The 15,943-nt window shown below is 39.5% G+C and carries 15 protein-coding genes and 6 pseudogenes; 7 read left to right on the top strand and 14 right to left on the bottom strand.

Translation table 11 applies throughout. From position 1 onward, the window contains the following. Positions 1 to 189: 189 nt before the first annotated feature. From QUF86_RS28835 to QUF86_RS29030, 3 genes and pseudogenes are all read left to right on the top strand, one after another. Positions 190 to 378 (top strand): annotated as a pseudogene (locus tag QUF86_RS28835) (helix-turn-helix domain-containing protein); the annotation flags it as partial. A gap of 18 nt (positions 379 to 396) precedes the next feature. Then, complete coding sequence (locus tag QUF86_RS27975; RefSeq protein ID WP_289336453.1) at positions 397 to 531, top strand: transposase; 135 nt, start codon at positions 397 to 399, stop codon at positions 529 to 531. A 189-nt stretch (positions 532 to 720) separates the two neighbouring features. Continuing rightward, positions 721 to 1,133, top strand: a pseudogene (locus QUF86_RS29030) (DDE-type integrase/transposase/recombinase); the annotation flags it as partial. On the opposite strand, the gene QUF86_RS27985 reads toward QUF86_RS29030, so the two are convergent. From QUF86_RS27985 to QUF86_RS28010, 6 genes are all read right to left on the bottom strand, one after another. Further along, the gene (locus tag QUF86_RS27985; protein WP_289318538.1) at positions 1,096 to 1,224 is read right to left on the bottom strand and encodes a hypothetical protein; all 129 of its coding nucleotides are present in this window, start codon (positions 1,222 to 1,224) and stop codon (positions 1,096 to 1,098) included. The pseudogene QUF86_RS29030 and the gene QUF86_RS27985 sit on opposite strands and share 38 nt — an antisense overlap. Before the next feature lie 291 nt (positions 1,225 to 1,515). Further along, positions 1,516 to 1,953 carry a beta/alpha barrel domain-containing protein gene (locus QUF86_RS27990; RefSeq protein ID WP_289318539.1) on the bottom strand — a complete coding sequence of 146 codons (438 nt, stop codon included), beginning with the start codon at positions 1,951 to 1,953 and terminating at the stop codon, positions 1,516 to 1,518. An 18-nt stretch (positions 1,954 to 1,971) separates the two neighbouring features. Then, positions 1,972 to 2,997 carry an LLM class flavin-dependent oxidoreductase gene (locus QUF86_RS27995; protein ID WP_040375767.1) on the bottom strand — a complete coding sequence of 342 codons (1,026 nt, stop codon included), beginning with the start codon at positions 2,995 to 2,997 and terminating at the stop codon, positions 1,972 to 1,974. A 156-nt stretch (positions 2,998 to 3,153) separates the two neighbouring features. Then, a complete protein-coding gene (locus QUF86_RS28000) occupies positions 3,154 to 4,161 on the bottom strand; it encodes an LLM class flavin-dependent oxidoreductase (RefSeq protein ID WP_289336454.1) in 1,008 nt (335 codons plus the stop codon). 31 nt (positions 4,162 to 4,192) lie between these two features. Then, on the bottom strand, positions 4,193 to 5,158 hold the full coding sequence (locus QUF86_RS28005; RefSeq protein WP_289318541.1) for a TIGR03571 family LLM class oxidoreductase: 966 nt from the start codon (positions 5,156 to 5,158) through the stop codon (positions 4,193 to 4,195). Positions 5,159 to 5,178: 20 nt separating this feature from the next. Further along, on the bottom strand, positions 5,179 to 5,502 hold the full coding sequence (locus QUF86_RS28010) for an ArsR/SmtB family transcription factor (RefSeq protein ID WP_289318621.1): 324 nt from the start codon (positions 5,500 to 5,502) through the stop codon (positions 5,179 to 5,181). A 689-nt stretch (positions 5,503 to 6,191) separates the two neighbouring features. Here QUF86_RS28010 and QUF86_RS28015 point away from each other — a divergent pair. Continuing rightward, positions 6,192 to 6,933: pseudogene (locus QUF86_RS28015) on the top strand (aminotransferase-like domain-containing protein); the annotation flags it as partial. Between the two features lie 879 nt (positions 6,934 to 7,812). Here the strand turns inward: QUF86_RS28015 and hxlR are convergent. After that, positions 7,813 to 8,178: a transcriptional activator HxlR gene (gene hxlR / locus QUF86_RS28020; RefSeq protein ID WP_252433468.1), complete on the bottom strand. Its 366-nt coding sequence runs from the start codon at positions 8,176 to 8,178 to the stop codon at positions 7,813 to 7,815. 208 nt (positions 8,179 to 8,386) lie between these two features. Here hxlR and hxlA point away from each other — a divergent pair, with 208 nt between their 5' ends. Beyond that, positions 8,387 to 9,019 (top strand): 3-hexulose-6-phosphate synthase, encoded by a 633-nt coding sequence (hxlA, locus tag QUF86_RS28025; protein WP_289318542.1) that lies wholly within the window; start codon positions 8,387 to 8,389, stop codon positions 9,017 to 9,019. Between the two features lie 8 nt (positions 9,020 to 9,027). After that, positions 9,028 to 9,222 (top strand): annotated as a pseudogene (locus QUF86_RS28030) (6-phospho-3-hexuloisomerase); the annotation flags it as partial. 256 nt (positions 9,223 to 9,478) lie between these two features. Here the strand turns inward: QUF86_RS28030 and QUF86_RS28035 are convergent. After that, entirely contained in the window at positions 9,479 to 9,913 is a 435-nt protein-coding gene (locus tag QUF86_RS28035) for an OsmC family protein (protein ID WP_289318543.1), read from the bottom strand. Between the two features lie 440 nt (positions 9,914 to 10,353). On the opposite strand from QUF86_RS28035, the pseudogene QUF86_RS28040 reads away from it, so the two are divergent. Then, positions 10,354 to 10,514 (top strand): annotated as a pseudogene (locus QUF86_RS28040) (DUF4158 domain-containing protein); the annotation flags it as partial. A 117-nt stretch (positions 10,515 to 10,631) separates the two neighbouring features. Here QUF86_RS28040 and QUF86_RS28045 read toward each other — a convergent pair. The 6 genes and pseudogenes from QUF86_RS28045 to gnd all read right to left on the bottom strand — a co-directional run bounded on the left by QUF86_RS28045 (position 10,632) and on the right by gnd (position 15,934). Beyond that, on the bottom strand, positions 10,632 to 11,522 hold the full coding sequence (locus QUF86_RS28045; protein ID WP_289318544.1) for an aldo/keto reductase: 891 nt from the start codon (positions 11,520 to 11,522) through the stop codon (positions 10,632 to 10,634). A gap of 256 nt (positions 11,523 to 11,778) precedes the next feature. Further along, positions 11,779 to 12,477, bottom strand: a pseudogene (locus QUF86_RS28050) (SDR family oxidoreductase); the annotation flags it as partial. A 117-nt stretch (positions 12,478 to 12,594) separates the two neighbouring features. Next, entirely contained in the window at positions 12,595 to 13,107 is a 513-nt protein-coding gene (locus QUF86_RS28055; protein WP_251540064.1) for a type 1 glutamine amidotransferase domain-containing protein, read from the bottom strand. A gap of 73 nt (positions 13,108 to 13,180) precedes the next feature. Then, complete coding sequence (locus QUF86_RS28060; RefSeq protein ID WP_289318546.1) at positions 13,181 to 14,347, bottom strand: iron-containing alcohol dehydrogenase; 1,167 nt, start codon at positions 14,345 to 14,347, stop codon at positions 13,181 to 13,183. Positions 14,348 to 14,455: 108 nt separating this feature from the next. Further along, positions 14,456 to 14,959 (bottom strand): hypothetical protein, encoded by a 504-nt coding sequence (locus QUF86_RS28065; protein WP_289318547.1) that lies wholly within the window; start codon positions 14,957 to 14,959, stop codon positions 14,456 to 14,458. Positions 14,960 to 15,037: 78 nt separating this feature from the next. Then, complete coding sequence (gnd, locus tag QUF86_RS28070) at positions 15,038 to 15,934, bottom strand: phosphogluconate dehydrogenase (NAD(+)-dependent, decarboxylating) (protein WP_289318548.1); 897 nt, start codon at positions 15,932 to 15,934, stop codon at positions 15,038 to 15,040. Positions 15,935 to 15,943 lie beyond the last annotated feature (9 nt).

The raw sequence follows: 15,943 nt of genomic DNA on the forward strand, positions 1-15,943 counted from the left end.
CTGCACCCCAATTGTTAGACAACATCGAACAATTGGAGGTGCAGTTTTTTTGATTAAATATACGATAGATTAAAAATCAAATGCAGTTTTAGAGTACTTAGAAGGGGAAAAACGTATAAATCCATTGCTCAAGAAAGAAATGTAGGTTTTATCCCCTTTGAAAAGATGGGTCGCTATCTAAAAAATGGGATGGAAGGACTTGTTTCATCCTATACAAATTACACTCTGCCCTTTAAACTAGAGGTACTAAAATATATGAACGAATATGGTACATCAATCAACGAGACCGCTGTACACTATAACCTACCTTCCGATTCTACACTTTTGAACTGGGCAAATCAGTTTAAGGAAGGAGGTATAGACGCCCTTAAACCAAAGAAAAAGGGGCGTCTATCCATGAAAAAAGATACTAAGAAAAAATCACCAGCTAATGGTTCTCAAGAAGCACTTATTGCTGAATTAGAATACTTATGTGCGGAGAATGCCTATCTAAAAAAGTTGAATGCCTTAGTTCAAGAAAAGGAAGCCTGAAAAAGCGCGAAAGTAGTCCATGAACTAAGGAAACAATTTGATTTAAGTCTGCTTCTATCCATTTCTAAAATGGCACGGAGTACGTACTATTATTGGGTAAACGCCTTCGAGCGTGAGGATAAATACACAGAAATTAAATCCCTTATCAAAGAGATTTTCCATACGCATAAAGGGCGTTATGGGTATCGGCGTATTACCCTAGAATTACGTAACCGAGGTGCTCACATCAATCATAAAATAGTTCTCCGATTAATGAATGAACTAGGATTGAAGTCATTGGTTTCGCATGAAGAAATACCGTTCGTACAAAGGGAAACTCGCCAAGATTGCGCCCAACATTCTAGCACGTGATTTCAAGGCGGCAAAGTCCAATGAAAAATGGGTGACAGACGTCACGGAATTCCATCTAGCTGGGGAAAAACTATACTTATCGACTATTCTTGACCTGTTTAATGGAGAAATCATCGCCTATAATATCGAATCTCGGCATGTTTATCCTCGTTTCCAAAATGCTGGATAAAGCCTTTGATCGCTTGGAATCGAAAGATTCACCCATTCTCCATATTAAAACCTATTGCCTCCCAGCTTTTCAATTTCTGCTGCTGCTTCTTTTAATGCTTCTTCACCACGGCCACAAATTACAACATTGGTTGGTGCTTTCCTTGGCAAACGCGACAGCAATTGCTTTTCCAATACCTTTACTGCCGCCTGTCACGAGTGCTTTTTTATCTTTTAATCCCAGGTTCACTTTAGATCCAATCCTTTCTATGGGCGTCTATTGTTGATTATATATTAACAATAATTTCTAGTCATAAACAAATGGACTATGGCTGATTTTTTGCTCTAATACTCAATAAAGGAGGGAAACCACTAAGATGGTTTCCCTCTAAAATGTTCCGTCTTGTTTAGTTAGTATAAGGTATATTCTTATACTTGCTGAGCAAGGACAATTATCATCACGATTCCCATTTTTTGTTGAACAATTCAAGGAAGCAGAGATGGAATGAGATAAGTGAACTCCTTATACAATAGGAAGCCAGCCAGGGATGCCAGTATAGTACTCCCACATTTTATCAGAAATAGCCAGTTCTTTTTGATCTTTTTTAGATAATGTTGTACGGATTTTGTCTTCTTCACCGGCTTGTATTTTTGTACCCACTGAGGTTCCATTATCAATTCCCTCCCTAAAGCGATTAAAGGTACACCTATTTCAAATGCTTTCATCACTTCATCGGGTGTCCGCAGCATCCCAACACCAATCACAGGAACACGATCGCCGACACGCTCATGGATCATAACAACTCGGGATGTCTGATTGTTATCATCACAGATTGATCCGTTCCAAAAGCCGCCGACAGAAATATGGAGATAATCCAGGTCCTGGTCCGCTAACTTGTCCACTAATTGCAACGTTTCTTCCATGGTGATGCCAGTTTTGACCTATTTTAGCTGAGTAATTTCTGCCAATATTTCATAGGAATGGAGGCGGGCCTTATGATCGTAAACCTGGGCGATTGCCATAATTTCATCGGCTTGACTTTCATCCAGAACCTTTTCCAGCTTTTCTTTTACGATTTGAGGACTGCCGACAATCGAAGTTCCTAATTGATTCTCAAGGGCAGCTATTTCATAGTCGCTCGCTATATCATTAATATTATCCACTGGCGGCTGCAATGGGACTTCCTTCCCGCGCATCAAATTCAAGAACTGCTGCTGCAATGTTGTAGCGAGCCGCTCAGCTTCTTGATCTGTATCGGCCGCAATGATGTTTAGCCCTACCATTGCATGCGGCTTGTCCAGTACTTTAGAAGGCTTAAAGGAACGGCGGTACAGCTGGATAGCCGGCAGTGTGTTATGCGGCGAGAAATGGCTCGCAAATGCAAACGGCAGTCCAAGCTCTCCTGCCAGCTGGGCACTGTATCCGCTCGAACCTAACAGCCAAATAGGTATGTTTAATCCCTCACCCGGAATTGCTTTAACATGACTATATCCTTGTGCCAGGGAAGGGTCAAAGTAATTCCGGAGCTCAGCCAGCTGCTCAGGGAAATCTTCCCCTGAACTTCTCAAGTCACGTCTTAATGCACGTGCGGTAAGCTGATCAGTGCCTGGTGCACGGCCCAAGCCAAGATCAATACGTCCTGGATATAATGATTCCAGAGTACCAAATTGCTCAGCAATAACAAGGGGTGCATGATTCGGCAGCATAATGCCGCCTGAACCTACCCGGATTTTTGATGTACCTGCTGCAACATGGGAAATGACTACCGATGTTGCAGAGCTGGCGATAAATGGCATATTATGATGCTCAGCGAGCCAATATCGGTTATACCCCAGCTTTTCAGCGAGCCGGGCCAGCTCCAAAGTATTGCGAAAAGAATCAGCCGGCGTCCTTCCATCTGCAATTGGAGAGAGATCCAGGACCGAGAATGGAATATCCGTAATTTGTTTTGTATCATTTTCAGGCATATGCTCATCTTCTTTCTTTAAAAATTTCGTTTCAAACCTATAAAAGAATTTACAGGTTGTATTCTTTGTCTTCTTTTACTGCTTCAATCTAAATCACATTAATTTAACTGATTTAATATCTGCAGAAAATACATCCTTTATTAGACTAGACAATGTTTAATTTACTGCAGCCTGAGCCAAAATTTCATAAGAGCGCAGCCGTGCCTTATGATCAAAAATCTCTGTATGAGCCATAATTTCATCAGCGTCAGTCTTTTCTATTAACTCATGGAGCTGCTGCTTCACACCTGCAGGGTCCCCGATGATGGAAGTGAAAAGCTGTTCTTCAACCGCCCTGCGTTCATTATCGTTCCAAAGCTTGTCCATATTATCAACTGGTGGCAAAATGGGCGAAGGCTGTCCACGGGTTAACAAAAGAAATTTTTGATACATCGAAGTGGCAAGCCTTTGTGCCTCCTGTTTCTCATCAGCAGCCACCACTTGTACGGCTAACAGTACATAAGGCTCCTCCAAAAATTGAGACGGACGAAAATAATCCCGGTACAGTTTTATGGCCTCCATCATGTTACCTGGAGCAAAATGTCCCGCGAAAGAGAATGGTAACCCAAGTATTCCAGACAATTGTGCACTATAAAACCCTGAACCTAACAGCCAAATTGGCACATTTTTTTTTTCGCCGGGAATGGCGTGAATGCTAAATGAACCATTCTTAGTGGCTGTTCCTGTACCATAAAGATATGCGATAAGCTCCTCAAGCCGGGCATCAAATTCAGGTTCACCAGCAACCCGCTGCCGCAATACATTTGCTGTATATTGGTCGGTGCCAGGTGCCCGCCCCAATCCAAGGTCGATTCGGCCAGGGAAGAAGGTTTCTAATGTTCCAAATTGCTCAGACACGGAAAGAGGAGAATAATGGGAAAGTAGCATTGCGCCTGATCCAATACGCATTTTTTCCGTGACAGAGGCTACTCGTCCAATTACGATCGGGGATGCTGAACTCGCCATTCCTGCCCAATTATGATGTTCAGCAAGCCAAAACCGTTTATATCCCCACTGCTCTGTTTTCTTTGCTAGATCAAGCGTGTTTTGAAGGGAAAGTTCGGCTGATCCTCCCTCGACAATTGGGGAGGGATCTAGCACTGAAAGTTCTATTTTCTTTGTCATAATTCTTCCTCCTTTTATACAATTAAATTTTTTAAAGCTGGCCTGTACCTTTATGGGTTGGAAAGTAAGGTAAAACAAATTCTCCAAGTTCCTGGATTACTTCCTCTGGAGGGCGCTTGGAAAAATACAGAACAAACGCCAAATGGTTGACACCAATCGCTTGAAATTGATGAAGTAGATCAACTAAACGGTTTCTTCCCACGGAATAGCCTAAGGGTATGGGTACAGGCATTTCATCGGGATTTTCCAATAAATTGATGAACAAGCTTTGAGAGAAGGGTTTAAAATCTCCTGGAGCATGAACTTCAGTTAAAGCACGATAATCCTGGATAAGCTGCGCCTGTTGAATAAAGCTTCTTGGGTATTGAAGCCACCCATCCCCATTCCTGGCTATCCAATTGATAGACTGATTGCTAAATCCAGTCACCATGGTCGGAATTGGAGATACAGGCTTTGGGATTAACCTCATATCTGTACCATCGATCAGCCCGGCGTTGCTGTGGATTGTCGGCTGATCCTCTTTTAACAGCCGGTCGAGAATTTCGAAATTTTCTTTAAATAACGGACCGCTTTCTTGCTTAGATATCCCTAAAGCTGTAAAGTCTTTTTCCCTGTCCCCTGATGCCACTCCCATAATCAATCGACCTGGAAACAATTGATCGATTGATGCAGCTTCCTTGGCTACCCTGACGGGGTGGCGCAAAGGGAGAACTACACTTCCTGTCACTAACGCAATGTGCTTCGTATAGGCAGCAAGATACGTCAAATAAATCCATAAATCGAACTTTTGGCCGTTATCATCAATATTCAAATTCTGCATCGTAATATCACGGAGCCATAATGAAGCAAAGCCATATTCCTCAATTTTACGGGCAAGCTCCAGCTGATTCTCCATAATCGGATTTTTAGACATCCTGGCAGTCGGGAGGATAAATCCGAGTGTCATTTTGTCTTTCTGGTACATGCTGTTATAGGCACGATGATTTTGAAAACTCACTCTTGGTCCTCCTTAAAAGGTTATATTTTTAAGCCTATATACTTTTCAAACTGTTTAATGGTTTCCTCATTGCGTCGATAATAAGTCCATTGTCCGATTCGTTTCATTTCCACCAGACCGCTTTGCAATAGGATAGATAAATACTGGGAGGTAGTGGACTGTGATAGTCCTACTTTGCTGCGAATATCACTAACACAAACCCCGCCATCAAAGCTTTTTTCTTTGATGACATGGGCCTGCGGGGAAAAGTTATTATCAGGTTCTTTCAACATTTGCAGAATATTTACTCTTATTTGATTTGACAAAGCCTTGAAAATTTCAACTGCCTGTTCGTCATTTATCATATTTGATTCCCGATTCAACGGTGCCCGCCCCTTTCTGATCTTATTAAAATCTATTTTGCTTGGAATGCGTATAAACTAATCGAACAAAAGGAAATTGATAATTTGCGATATCTCTATATTATTTTCTTTTATACCCAAAATCAAATTTTATGCTTTAGACAGGGCTAGGAAACGGCTTTAAAGGAACTACACAAATTAGCTTAGAGAACAGGTGGCAAAGAGATGAGGATTATTTTGCCCATCTTTTAAATGGTTTGGGTTGGTATATAGCTTTGAAAATCAAGACTTTAAAAGGATAGGTGAAGAAACTTCTGATGAAAATGATGTTATAGATGACGATACAATGTAGATGGATTCTGTTGCTTCGTTTGGGATCCTTGTAAACAACGTTTTGAAGCAGTCTTTATTGAGTCAAAGAGTAAACCCTCTCAGGATGATATTGTAAAATAGATTAACAAGTGTAGAAGTGCACAGGAATTTATAGAGGAAAGTGATGAGGTTCCACATAAATTATGTGCTGGAACAGGGCAGGAAAAAAGTATTGACTTTCTGTACAAAATTATCGTTCATTAGTGATATGAGTAATTTCGGGTTTAGCAGGAGTCTAGGGCAAAAGCTTTTCATGTTGGGGTACCGTCAGGTAAGTACGGATTTATAACGAACAAGAAAAGTAAAAAGGTTATATTTTCCTAAAGACATCTCAGCTGCCATTAAATAAAAATCCGAAGTTTACCCCTTCCCATCAGTTCCCGTTAGGAGGAACGTTACCGATTCAACGACGGATTCAATTGATTAACTACTCACGAAAAAAATTGCTATCTTGTTGAGGATGATTGTGACAGTGGGTTTATGAAGGTCCACCTGTTAGTTCATTACAGGGATTAGAGCCAGAACGTGTGTTATATATATTGGTTCGTTTAGTAAAATCCTATCACCAGCCCTCAAAATGGGGTATTTAATTCTTCCTTCACACCTTATTGAAAAATGTCGCAGGCTAAAATGGTTTTCGGATCTATATACCCCCTCCTTGGACCAGCTTACACTTACCCGTTTTATTGATGAAGGTTATTTGGAGCGACATATTACAAAGATGAAGAAGATTTATAAAAAACGAAGAAACTTCCTTATTCACTGTTTAAAAACAACGTTTTCGAATAAGGTTAATATTTTCGGTTATATAACAGGTTTACACCTAATTGTTGAATGGAAAGATTCCCATTTTTTAAAAGAGTTACTAGAAGAAATCGAAAAGTTTGGAGTTAAAATTTATCCAGTAGAAAATCATACTATAGAAAAAGGGAAACATCCTAATCGAATTATTTTAGGGTTTGGGCATCAAAAAATGAAGAAATAAAAGAAGGCGTAACCAGATTATATCAAGCAATATATAACGGTAAATCCAAAAGTAACAGCCGAACTTCCTTAGAGTAGGAAAATCGGCTTTTTTGATGTCGAATTTTGCTTAGGGTATGTTTTCCGCGTTTTGCTACCGGAACCCCTATATGCATTATCCTACTTTTGAATGTAAGACTAGTTTAATTCTCCCAGCTTGTAGGGTAAAGATGACAGCCCTTAATTGAGCATGGCCACATTTTGGACATTTTTCATTAATCTGTAGTGATTGTTAAACATCTTTCACAAACCCTTCGTTGATTTGTTTTGAACATTTCCATGGGTACCTCCTTTCTTTATAAGTTTTGTTAACGCAACAGCATACAAAATTAAGTACATGAAAATTAATCACTTCATGTAACAGTACCTTTTGCTCCAAGCCCTTTTATTAAGATTCATCTATTTTCATTTCATTATAGAAGTTAATTATGGAGATACTGATTTATTTAAAGATCTATCACCATTGACAGACTTTTGATGTTCTCATGAGTTTGTTTTTCATGCTTGTTATAGCCTTCCCTTAACTTACAATTCTTTGTGCTAAATTAGTATATTACGTATATTTTTTGTGTAAGTACGCACTTTATAATTAAATAGTATCAATAAAATACATAGTGTAATAAAGTATACTAATTACCGGGTCTTTGTATAATATCCCCAAAAACGAAAAGGTTTTCCCCTCTGAGTAGACACTCCTTCATTAAGCTAACCGTACACCACCATGGCTAGAGAATTGCACCAATGCCGGGTGCATGTGAAAAAGCCAAGGTCAGCGACTATACAAAAATCGCTAACCTTGGCTTTTAATAACTGATTATTAAATGTTGTGCTTTTCTCTACCTTAATTTGATACGTGACCATATCAAGGTAAAGAAAAAGGAGAAAACATCTTTGAATAAGAAAGAAGGGATAGTTTTTCTACTTGATATCCTCTTTTCTTTTTACTTGGCCCCCATCGACATTCTCCATATAATTTTTACCCCAATTATACATCGAATCAAGAATCGGCATCAGGCTTTCTCCTTGTTCTGTCAGAGAGTATTCCACTTTGGGAGGTACAATTGGATAGACTTCGCGATGAACAATAAGATCTTCTTCCAGCTCTCGAAGCTGGTTAACGAGCATTCTTTGAGTGATGCCCGGCATAAGAGCCTTCAGTTCACCAAAACGCTTGGTCCCCTGCTTGCCTAGGTGCCATAAAACAAGCATCTTCCATTTCCCCCCAATAACAGAAAGGGTCAATTCCTTCTCACAATTGAATGTTTTATTCTGTAGCCTTGTCATTCAAATCACCTCCAAATATAAATCCTAAATCACATAGTATACTTTTTAACACTATGTAAAATTAAAGTGCGTACTTACAAAAATATTATACTTAGTATACGATACATTGTACAGTAGATATGAATTTCTTGCTGTGCAATGATTGAGTGCCAGAGGGACATACTTACTGTGCAACAAACTAAAACATACTATTAGGAGTGAAGGATAAATGGAATTACAATTGGCACTGGATTTAGTAAACATTCAAGAAGGTATTGAATTGGTTAAACAAGTGGAGGAATATGTTGATATCGTAGAAATCGGTACACCAGTGGTTATTAATGAAGGGCTTAGGGCTGTTAAAGAAATGAAAGAAGCTTTCCCTTCTTTGAAAGTATTAGCCGACCTAAAAATTATGGATGCAGCCGGTTATGAAGTGATGAAAGCATCTGAAGCCGGCGCTGATATCATCACGATTCTTGGTGCAGCTGAAGATATGTCCATCAAAGGGGCTGTTGAAGAAGCTAGAAATCAAGGCAAAAAAATCCTTGTTGATATGATCGCTGTGAAAGATCTTGAAACTCGTGCTAAAGAAGTGGATGCATTTGGCGTCGACTACATCTGTGTGCACACTGGCTACGATCTTCAAGCTGTTGGAAAAAATTCTTTTGAGGACCTTCAAACCATTAAACGTGTTGTAAAAAATGCAAAAACTGCTGTAGCAGGCGGCATAAAATTAGATACACTTCCGGAAGTCATTAAAGCACAACCTGACCTTGTCATTGTTGGTGGAGGTATCACTGGACAAGCTGATATTAAAGGGACAGCTGCCCAAATACAAAAATTAGTAAAACAAGGCTAATATCCATCATGCAGACTTCTCAATATTTAGCTGAAATCATAAAAGAGCAAAATCGTTCAGTAGACTTAATAGCTAACGAAGTAGCTGAAAAACTGGTTAATGGGATTCTTGAATCAAAGAAAGTTTTTGTAGCGGGTGCAGGAAGATCCGTGCTTATGGGTAAATCCTTTGCCATGCGAATGATGCACATGGGGATAGTAGCTAAGTTTATGCCTAAAAAATTTTTAAAGTCTTCAGGTAACTGCATAACACTAGCTCCTTTTTATTTTTTATAAAGGGGACCACCAGCAAAACGCAAATTTACAACGTTAAGGAAATACTAATATTAAAATGCCCAATTTCTCAGCATTAAATTGAGAAATTGGGCTTTTTTCCATACTGTAGATAATGCCTCGATTGTGGAAGATCGATAAATTTGAACAAAAAAGTGATTATTTCTACATCTTTGGGTGAATCATATCATTTCACAGAAACTTTACCTTGAACTTCAATTTTAACATCTGCTTTTTTCAATATATTTCCGACATCGCACCCTTTATCTGCTGCTTCTGTCGCTCTTTGTGCAGATTGAATTTGTTCTTCTGTCGCGCCAGCAGTTAAAACGATGTGAGGATAATGGATAATTTTAAACTCATTATCAGATATACTTGCCTCAGAGTTCACTGTAAGTTCCGCCACAGGAAGTTTTCTGCTTTCAAGCACAAATGTTAGTGTTGCTGCATAACAAGTTGTTACAGAAGCAACGAGAACCTCTTTTGGATTTGCTCCGTTACCACTACCTCCTAATGATGTTGGAATAGCGATTTTTGTATCAAGATACTCCGCTTTAAGGGTTCCATCCCCTGTTACCCCACCATCCCAAATTGCATTCACATTTATTTTCATATCAGCCATAATTAACACTCCTTCAATATATTAATTGCATATATATCTTGCCTATTCACGTATGCTTTTACTCGATGGGTATCGCAAACACTTCGTTAAAAGACAAGAAGAACATTTTTTACGTTTTAATTTGTACCTACCAATCGGTACAAAAAGTAGTTATTTACAAATCACATCGTCGATATTGACCAAAATTTAAATATTTTCCGAATTTTTAATCCTAAATTAAAAATAGACAACGGCAGGCTGAAGGAATTGAAGTAGCTAAGAATAAGGGAGTGAATTCGGGAGACGTAAGTACGAGATCAATGCTGATTTCATGCAGGTTTATGATGAGTGGAAATCTGGATTTATTACTTCGACAGAATTAATGAAGCGTCTTGATTTAAAGCCAAATACCTTTTATCGACGTGTAAAGAGTATGAAAATCAAAGAAAGGGGCAAATACCTTGCGAGGAAAAGAACTTCTTACAACAGACCAACGATTAGAATGGATGGTACCTCCCAATGGTGAAAGAGAACTTGCTACTTACTACACCTTCTCGCAACATGATTTGGAAATCATTCATTATCATCGCGGGACTACAACCGATTAGGCTTTGCCGTCCAAAAGGGTATTAAATTTCCCCGATAAAAAAACTGTATGGAATAAATTCTACACAGTTTTTTTGAAATTCCTATTAGATTGTCAGCAACTCCAACAATATTCCCTCTTTAAAGTGAATTTTCAAATAATATCCAATGGCATTTTCCTAGTAGGTTTAGGAAATACTTGATCAATTCTACTGAGATCTTCTTCAGTAAACTCAATTGTTGCTGCTTCAGCATTTGCTAAAACATGTTCATCTTGAACCGCTTTTGGAATAGAGATGACGTTATTCGAACGGATGGTCCAAGCAAGAGCGATTTGTAATGGTTGGACATTGTATTTGTCAGCAATATCATGAATAGCTGGATCGTTTAAAAGCTGTCTTATTAAAGAGCCTCCTTGAGCAAGGGGACTGTAGGCCATGATTGGCATGTTATGTTCACGCTGCCATGGTAAGAGATCGAAGTCGATTCCTCTTGAACCTAAATGGTATAGCACTTGGTTCGTTACACAATTTTTTCCATTTGTGGTATTCCATAGCTCTTCCATATTAACCGTGTCAAAATTAGAGACGCCCCATCTTAAAATTTTCCCTTCTTCACGTAGCTTTTCCATTCCTTCAATTGTTTCCTCTAAAGGAACACGTCCTCTCCAGTGGAGAAGATATAAGTCCAAGTGGTCTGTTCCGAGTCGTTTTAAGCTGTTTTCACATGCTTTTGAAATCATATCTAAACCTGCATGATGGGGATACACTTTTGAGACTAAAAAGACTTCATTTCTGCGTCCTTTAATGGCTTCGCCAACTAAGCGTTCAGAATCGCCATTTCCGTACATTTCAGCAGTGTCAATAAGTGTCATGCCCAATTCTACGCCGAGCTGCAAGGCTTTTATTTCTTTGTCTCTCACTTGGGGATTTTCCCCCATGTACCATGTTCCTTGTCCTAAACTAGGTAAAGAAGTGCCGTCAGGTAGGGTTACCACGTGTTTGGCTAATGCATTTTTAATTTCCGCTCTTTTCTTTTCATCCATTAGGCTCGACCCTTTCTTTTATGTATTTGGGTATCATAGAAGTAGAATGTTAACGTCTCTTCGTATAAACTACGCATATATTTAGAATTTCCGTAACCAACAAAGCCATTCTTTATTGCATGATATGGCCATTTCTGCTTCCGTCTGTGCAAAAAAACAAAGAAAGTGAGGATGGTCTGTAAGTGTCTGACACTTTGAGTCAACCTCACCACTTCTATTCTAAATCAATTTATCAATCGACTTTGATATCAATGGATTAGATCAAATGAGCTCCTCCATCGATAAGAACCGATGTGCCAGTTGTAAACCCATTTTTCGCTAAGTAAACATAGGTTTCAGCTATATCTTTAGGTTTAGCAACACGTCCAACAGGTAATTGCTTAGCAATCCCATGGTACATAATTTGTCTTTCATCTTCTGGCATTCCGCCGTAAAGAGGAGTGTCAACGATACCAGGTGATACCACGTTTACTCTGATAGGTGCCAGGTCTACTGAAAGTCCTCGTACTAATCCATCGATTGCTGAATTAATGGAAGCTAGAGTCGTTGCACCTTGAGGAGGACGCACACCATATACACCAGAAGTTAATGTAATAGAACTTTCATTATTCAAGTATGGAAGAGCAGCAAGAACCGAAATATTCTGCCCCCAGAACTTACTATCAAAAGCCTCTCTTACTGTTGCAACAGGCAGTTCGCTAAAGTGACCCATTGCGCCTTCACCTGCAGTAACCACTAGGTGATCAAATTTTCCAACCTTCTTGAAAAAGCCAGCAACCTTTTCCTCGCTGCGAAAGTCGATTTCATAGCCCTCTACGTTACCACCAAGCTTCACTTTTGCGTCAGATAATTTTGAAGCAGAACGGCTAGCAATAATGACTTGAGCGGATTCATCGATAAACGCCTTAGCAGCGGCTAAACCAATACCAGATGTACCTCCTAAAACAACCACTCTTTTTCCTTTTAATTACAACGCAATTCCTCCTTTATTCATACGTTTGTTTAACCAACTTACGGATTCTGATTAAAGAATCCGCAAGTTAGATATATTTAAGTTTTTACATCACCATTGTTATTTAGCTAAAAGTTTTAGTGATTCACGATTGAATGCTGGAATATCTTTTGGTTCTCGACTTGTTACAATATTTTTGCTGATGACAACTTCTTCGTCTTTAAAATTTGCACCAGCATTTTTCAAATCGTTACGAATGGATTTATAGCCAGTGATGTCGACACCTTTTAAAAGGTCTGTATCGATTAACACTTGTGGTCCATGACAAATGGCAAAAACAGGTTTTCCATCTTGGATAAATGCTTTTGCAAATTCACCAAAACGATCGTCTTCACGCAATAAATCGGGAGAGAATCCACCAGGGATAAGCAACGCATCAAAGTCTGCAGGATGAACTTCATCAATGGATTTATCAATTTTTACGGTTGTGCCTTTTTTACCAGTTACTTCGTTACCTGATTGTTTGTCAATCGTGATAACTTCATGACCAGCTTCTTTAAAGGCTTGTGCTGGTTCAGTGTACTCCACATCTTCAAATAGGTTTGTTATAAGTGTAGCAATTTTTTTACTCATGCTCATTCACTTCCTTTCGATGACAAACAGAAGTAAAAATATTCATTTCTGTGCCATGTTCTGATTATCTTCATTAGAAGTTGATTTTATCTCCGTTGTAAGCCGCAATATAGATTTTTTTCATATCCTCCACCGATACTTCTCGTGGATTGGATGGAGTACAAGGATCCTCAACCGCTCCTGCTGCCATCTGGTTCAGGTGTTTTTCAAATTCTGCTTCTCCCACACCAAATTCCTTTAGTGTTAATGGCAGATCCAAAGATTTGTTTAAACGACGGATGAGGTCTGTTAACGAGTCAATCAATTCGTCATCCGTATTTCCGGTTAAACCAAGCATCCTTGCAATATCCGCATATCTTGAGCTTTCCACCTTTCTATTATAATCAATCACATATGGCAAGTAGAGTGCATTTGCTGTACCGTGCGGAATTTCAAAAATGGCTCCGCTCTTATGGGCTAAGCTGTGGACAATTCCTAAAAATCCATTGGAAAAGGCCATGCCGGCTATGGCCTGGGCATAATGCATTTCTGCCCTTGCCTGTTTGTCACCTACTGCGGATTTTTCAATATTTTCTACCACTTGCCTTATCGACTGCATGGCCAGCGGATCAGTAAAAGAGTTGTGCAGGGTGGATACATATGCCTCAATGCCATGTGTCAATGCATCCATCCCCGTATAGGCTACAATCGAAGCAGGCATGGAATACGTCAGTTCAGGATCAACGATTGCAATGTCAGGCGTAATTTCATATCCAAAAACCGGATACTTCACTCCCTTATCATAGTCCGTAATAACGGAGAATGGAGATACATCACTGCCTGTTCCGCTAGTAGTTGAAATGGCAATAAAGCGAGCTTTTTCACGCAATGTTGGCAGTACATTTGGAGCCTTGATTTGGTCAAATGGCAGTTCGGGGTTTTCATAAAAAATCCACATCAGCTTAGCCGCATCAAGCGGAGATCCGCCGCCGGCAGCAATGATCCAATCCGGCTGGAATTCTTCCATCTTCTTGCCGCCGTTTTGAGCGGTTGTAATAGATGGATCGTTTTCAACACCATCGATTAGTTGCGTCTCAATGCCTGCCTCTCGTAAATAAGTTTGGATTTTATCGAGATAACCGGATTTTTTAATCGATTGACCGCCAATAACAACCGTCGCTTTTTTCCCTTCAAGGGTTTTTAAAACTTCTAGGGATCCTTCTCCAAAATAAACATCTCTCGGAATAGTAAATCGATTCATATGTGTAAATTCTCCTTTTCTGTGGTGAAATTAGCAACTTTAAGATTCCCTTATCCATTTTTTAAAAATTGAGTACGTCATAAGTGTTTCCCATCATCTTAAGTGTTACTAATGAACAAACTCAGGTTCTCCCTCAACAATGGTGCTTACTATATCTTCTGCTTCGATTTCGAGTAATTTCTCCAAGAACCTTATGGTCCCTAATACTGCTTGAATATCCCCCTCTGTTTGTACGTCTTCCATTTTCTTTTGAACAATCAGTTCATTTATAACTTGTTTGAAAGCCTGGGTCTTTATAAGCCATTCTCCAACAAGGTTCTTTGTTGCGTCTTTCTCGCCTGCATTTTTCACTGCAAATAAACTTTCCGTTTTTGTTTCTACGAGCGTTACGGAACCAAAATCGGAATCCATACGGATGCGAAAATAATTCTTTCTACTGTCATAATATCTTTCTTCTTTTAATAGAAAATACTCTATCCCTACTGTGATTTCAAAAAAGGGTTCTGTCTCTGTAGGATAATGTAGTTCTCTTACATCAACACTTTTGACAACGTCTAAATACGTCTCCAAACCATATTTGGTACTAATGATTTTTGCATCCATTACGTTCATGATTTCACTCCCTTTTTCACCTTGCGGATTGTTTTAATATATAATCATCTTGTTTACTAAAATCCATCCCATATTAACCTAATTGCTTTTTTCAACTGCATGGCCACCAAACTCGTTCCGAAGGGCAGCAACCACTTTCCCTGTAAAGGTGTCATGATCTAAAGAACGGTAGCGCATCAAAAGAGACATGGCGATCACTGGAGTAGCTGCCTGCAGATCCAAGGCCGTCTCCACTGTCCACTTTCCTTCTCCTGAAGAATGCATGGTTCCTTTGATTTGTTCTAAGTTTGCATCTTTAGAAAATGCACGTTCTGTTAAGTCGATGAGCCATGAACGAATGACTGAACCGTTATTCCATACTCTTGCCACTTTTTCATAGTCAAAATCAAACTCACTTTTCTCCAGTACTTCAAATCCTTCGCCAATCGCAGCCATCATCCCATACTCGATTCCGTTGTGGACCATTTTTAAGAAATGGCCGCTGCCTGCTGGACCAGCATATAAATATCCTTTTTCTACCGCTGTGTCTCGAAATATGGGTTCAACCATACTCCAAACTTCTGCATCCCCGCCGACCATGTAACAAGCTCCGTTACGCGCTCCTTCCATTCCCCCGGATGTACCAACATCCATAAAGCTTACACCAACTTGCTTTAGCTGGCCGTAGCGGCGAATGGAGTCCTTATAATGAGAATTACCAGCTTCGATTATGATATCGCCTTTACTCAAGTATGGAGTGATCTCATTTATAACTGAATCGACAACAGCGTGCGGAACCATGATCCAGATAATTCTGGGTCCGTCCAGGATTTTAATAAGTTCCGTAAAACTCGATGTTTCTATAGCACCGTACTTACTGATTTCTTCTACAGCATTAACATTTAAATCGAAGGCGGCTACTTCGTAGTTGTGGTCAATTAGATTTTTCCCTAAGTTTAACCCCATTTTCCCTAAGCCGATTAATCCAACTTGCATCCTCTTGTC

The organism is Peribacillus sp. NJ11, from assembly GCF_030348405.1.
Classification (GTDB): Bacteria; Bacillota; Bacilli; order Bacillales; family DSM-1321; genus Peribacillus.

Coding starts and splice junctions, on each gene's coding strand:
- QUF86_RS27975 (WP_289336453.1), top strand. CDS start 397: ATGAAAAAAGATACTAAGAAAAAATCACCAGCTAATGGTTCTCAAGAA.
- QUF86_RS27990 (WP_289318539.1), bottom strand. CDS start 1,953: ATGGAAGAAACGTTGCAATTAGTGGACAAGTTAGCGGACCAGGACCTG.
- QUF86_RS27995 (WP_040375767.1), bottom strand. CDS start 2,997: ATGCCTGAAAATGATACAAAACAAATTACGGATATTCCATTCTCGGTC.
- QUF86_RS28000 (WP_289336454.1), bottom strand. CDS start 4,161: ATGACAAAGAAAATAGAACTTTCAGTGCTAGATCCCTCCCCAATTGTC.
- QUF86_RS28010 (WP_289318621.1), bottom strand. CDS start 5,502: ATGATAAATGACGAACAGGCAGTTGAAATTTTCAAGGCTTTGTCAAAT.
- hxlR (WP_252433468.1), bottom strand. CDS start 8,178: ATGACAAGGCTACAGAATAAAACATTCAATTGTGAGAAGGAATTGACC.
- hxlA (WP_289318542.1), top strand. CDS start 8,387: ATGGAATTACAATTGGCACTGGATTTAGTAAACATTCAAGAAGGTATT.
- QUF86_RS28035 (WP_289318543.1), bottom strand. CDS start 9,913: ATGGCTGATATGAAAATAAATGTGAATGCAATTTGGGATGGTGGGGTA.
- QUF86_RS28045 (WP_289318544.1), bottom strand. CDS start 11,522: ATGGATGAAAAGAAAAGAGCGGAAATTAAAAATGCATTAGCCAAACAC.
- QUF86_RS28055 (WP_251540064.1), bottom strand. CDS start 13,107: ATGAGTAAAAAAATTGCTACACTTATAACAAACCTATTTGAAGATGTG.
- QUF86_RS28060 (WP_289318546.1), bottom strand. CDS start 14,347: ATGAATCGATTTACTATTCCGAGAGATGTTTATTTTGGAGAAGGATCC.
- QUF86_RS28065 (WP_289318547.1), bottom strand. CDS start 14,959: ATGAACGTAATGGATGCAAAAATCATTAGTACCAAATATGGTTTGGAG.
- gnd (WP_289318548.1), bottom strand. CDS start 15,934: ATGCAAGTTGGATTAATCGGCTTAGGGAAAATGGGGTTAAACTTAGGG.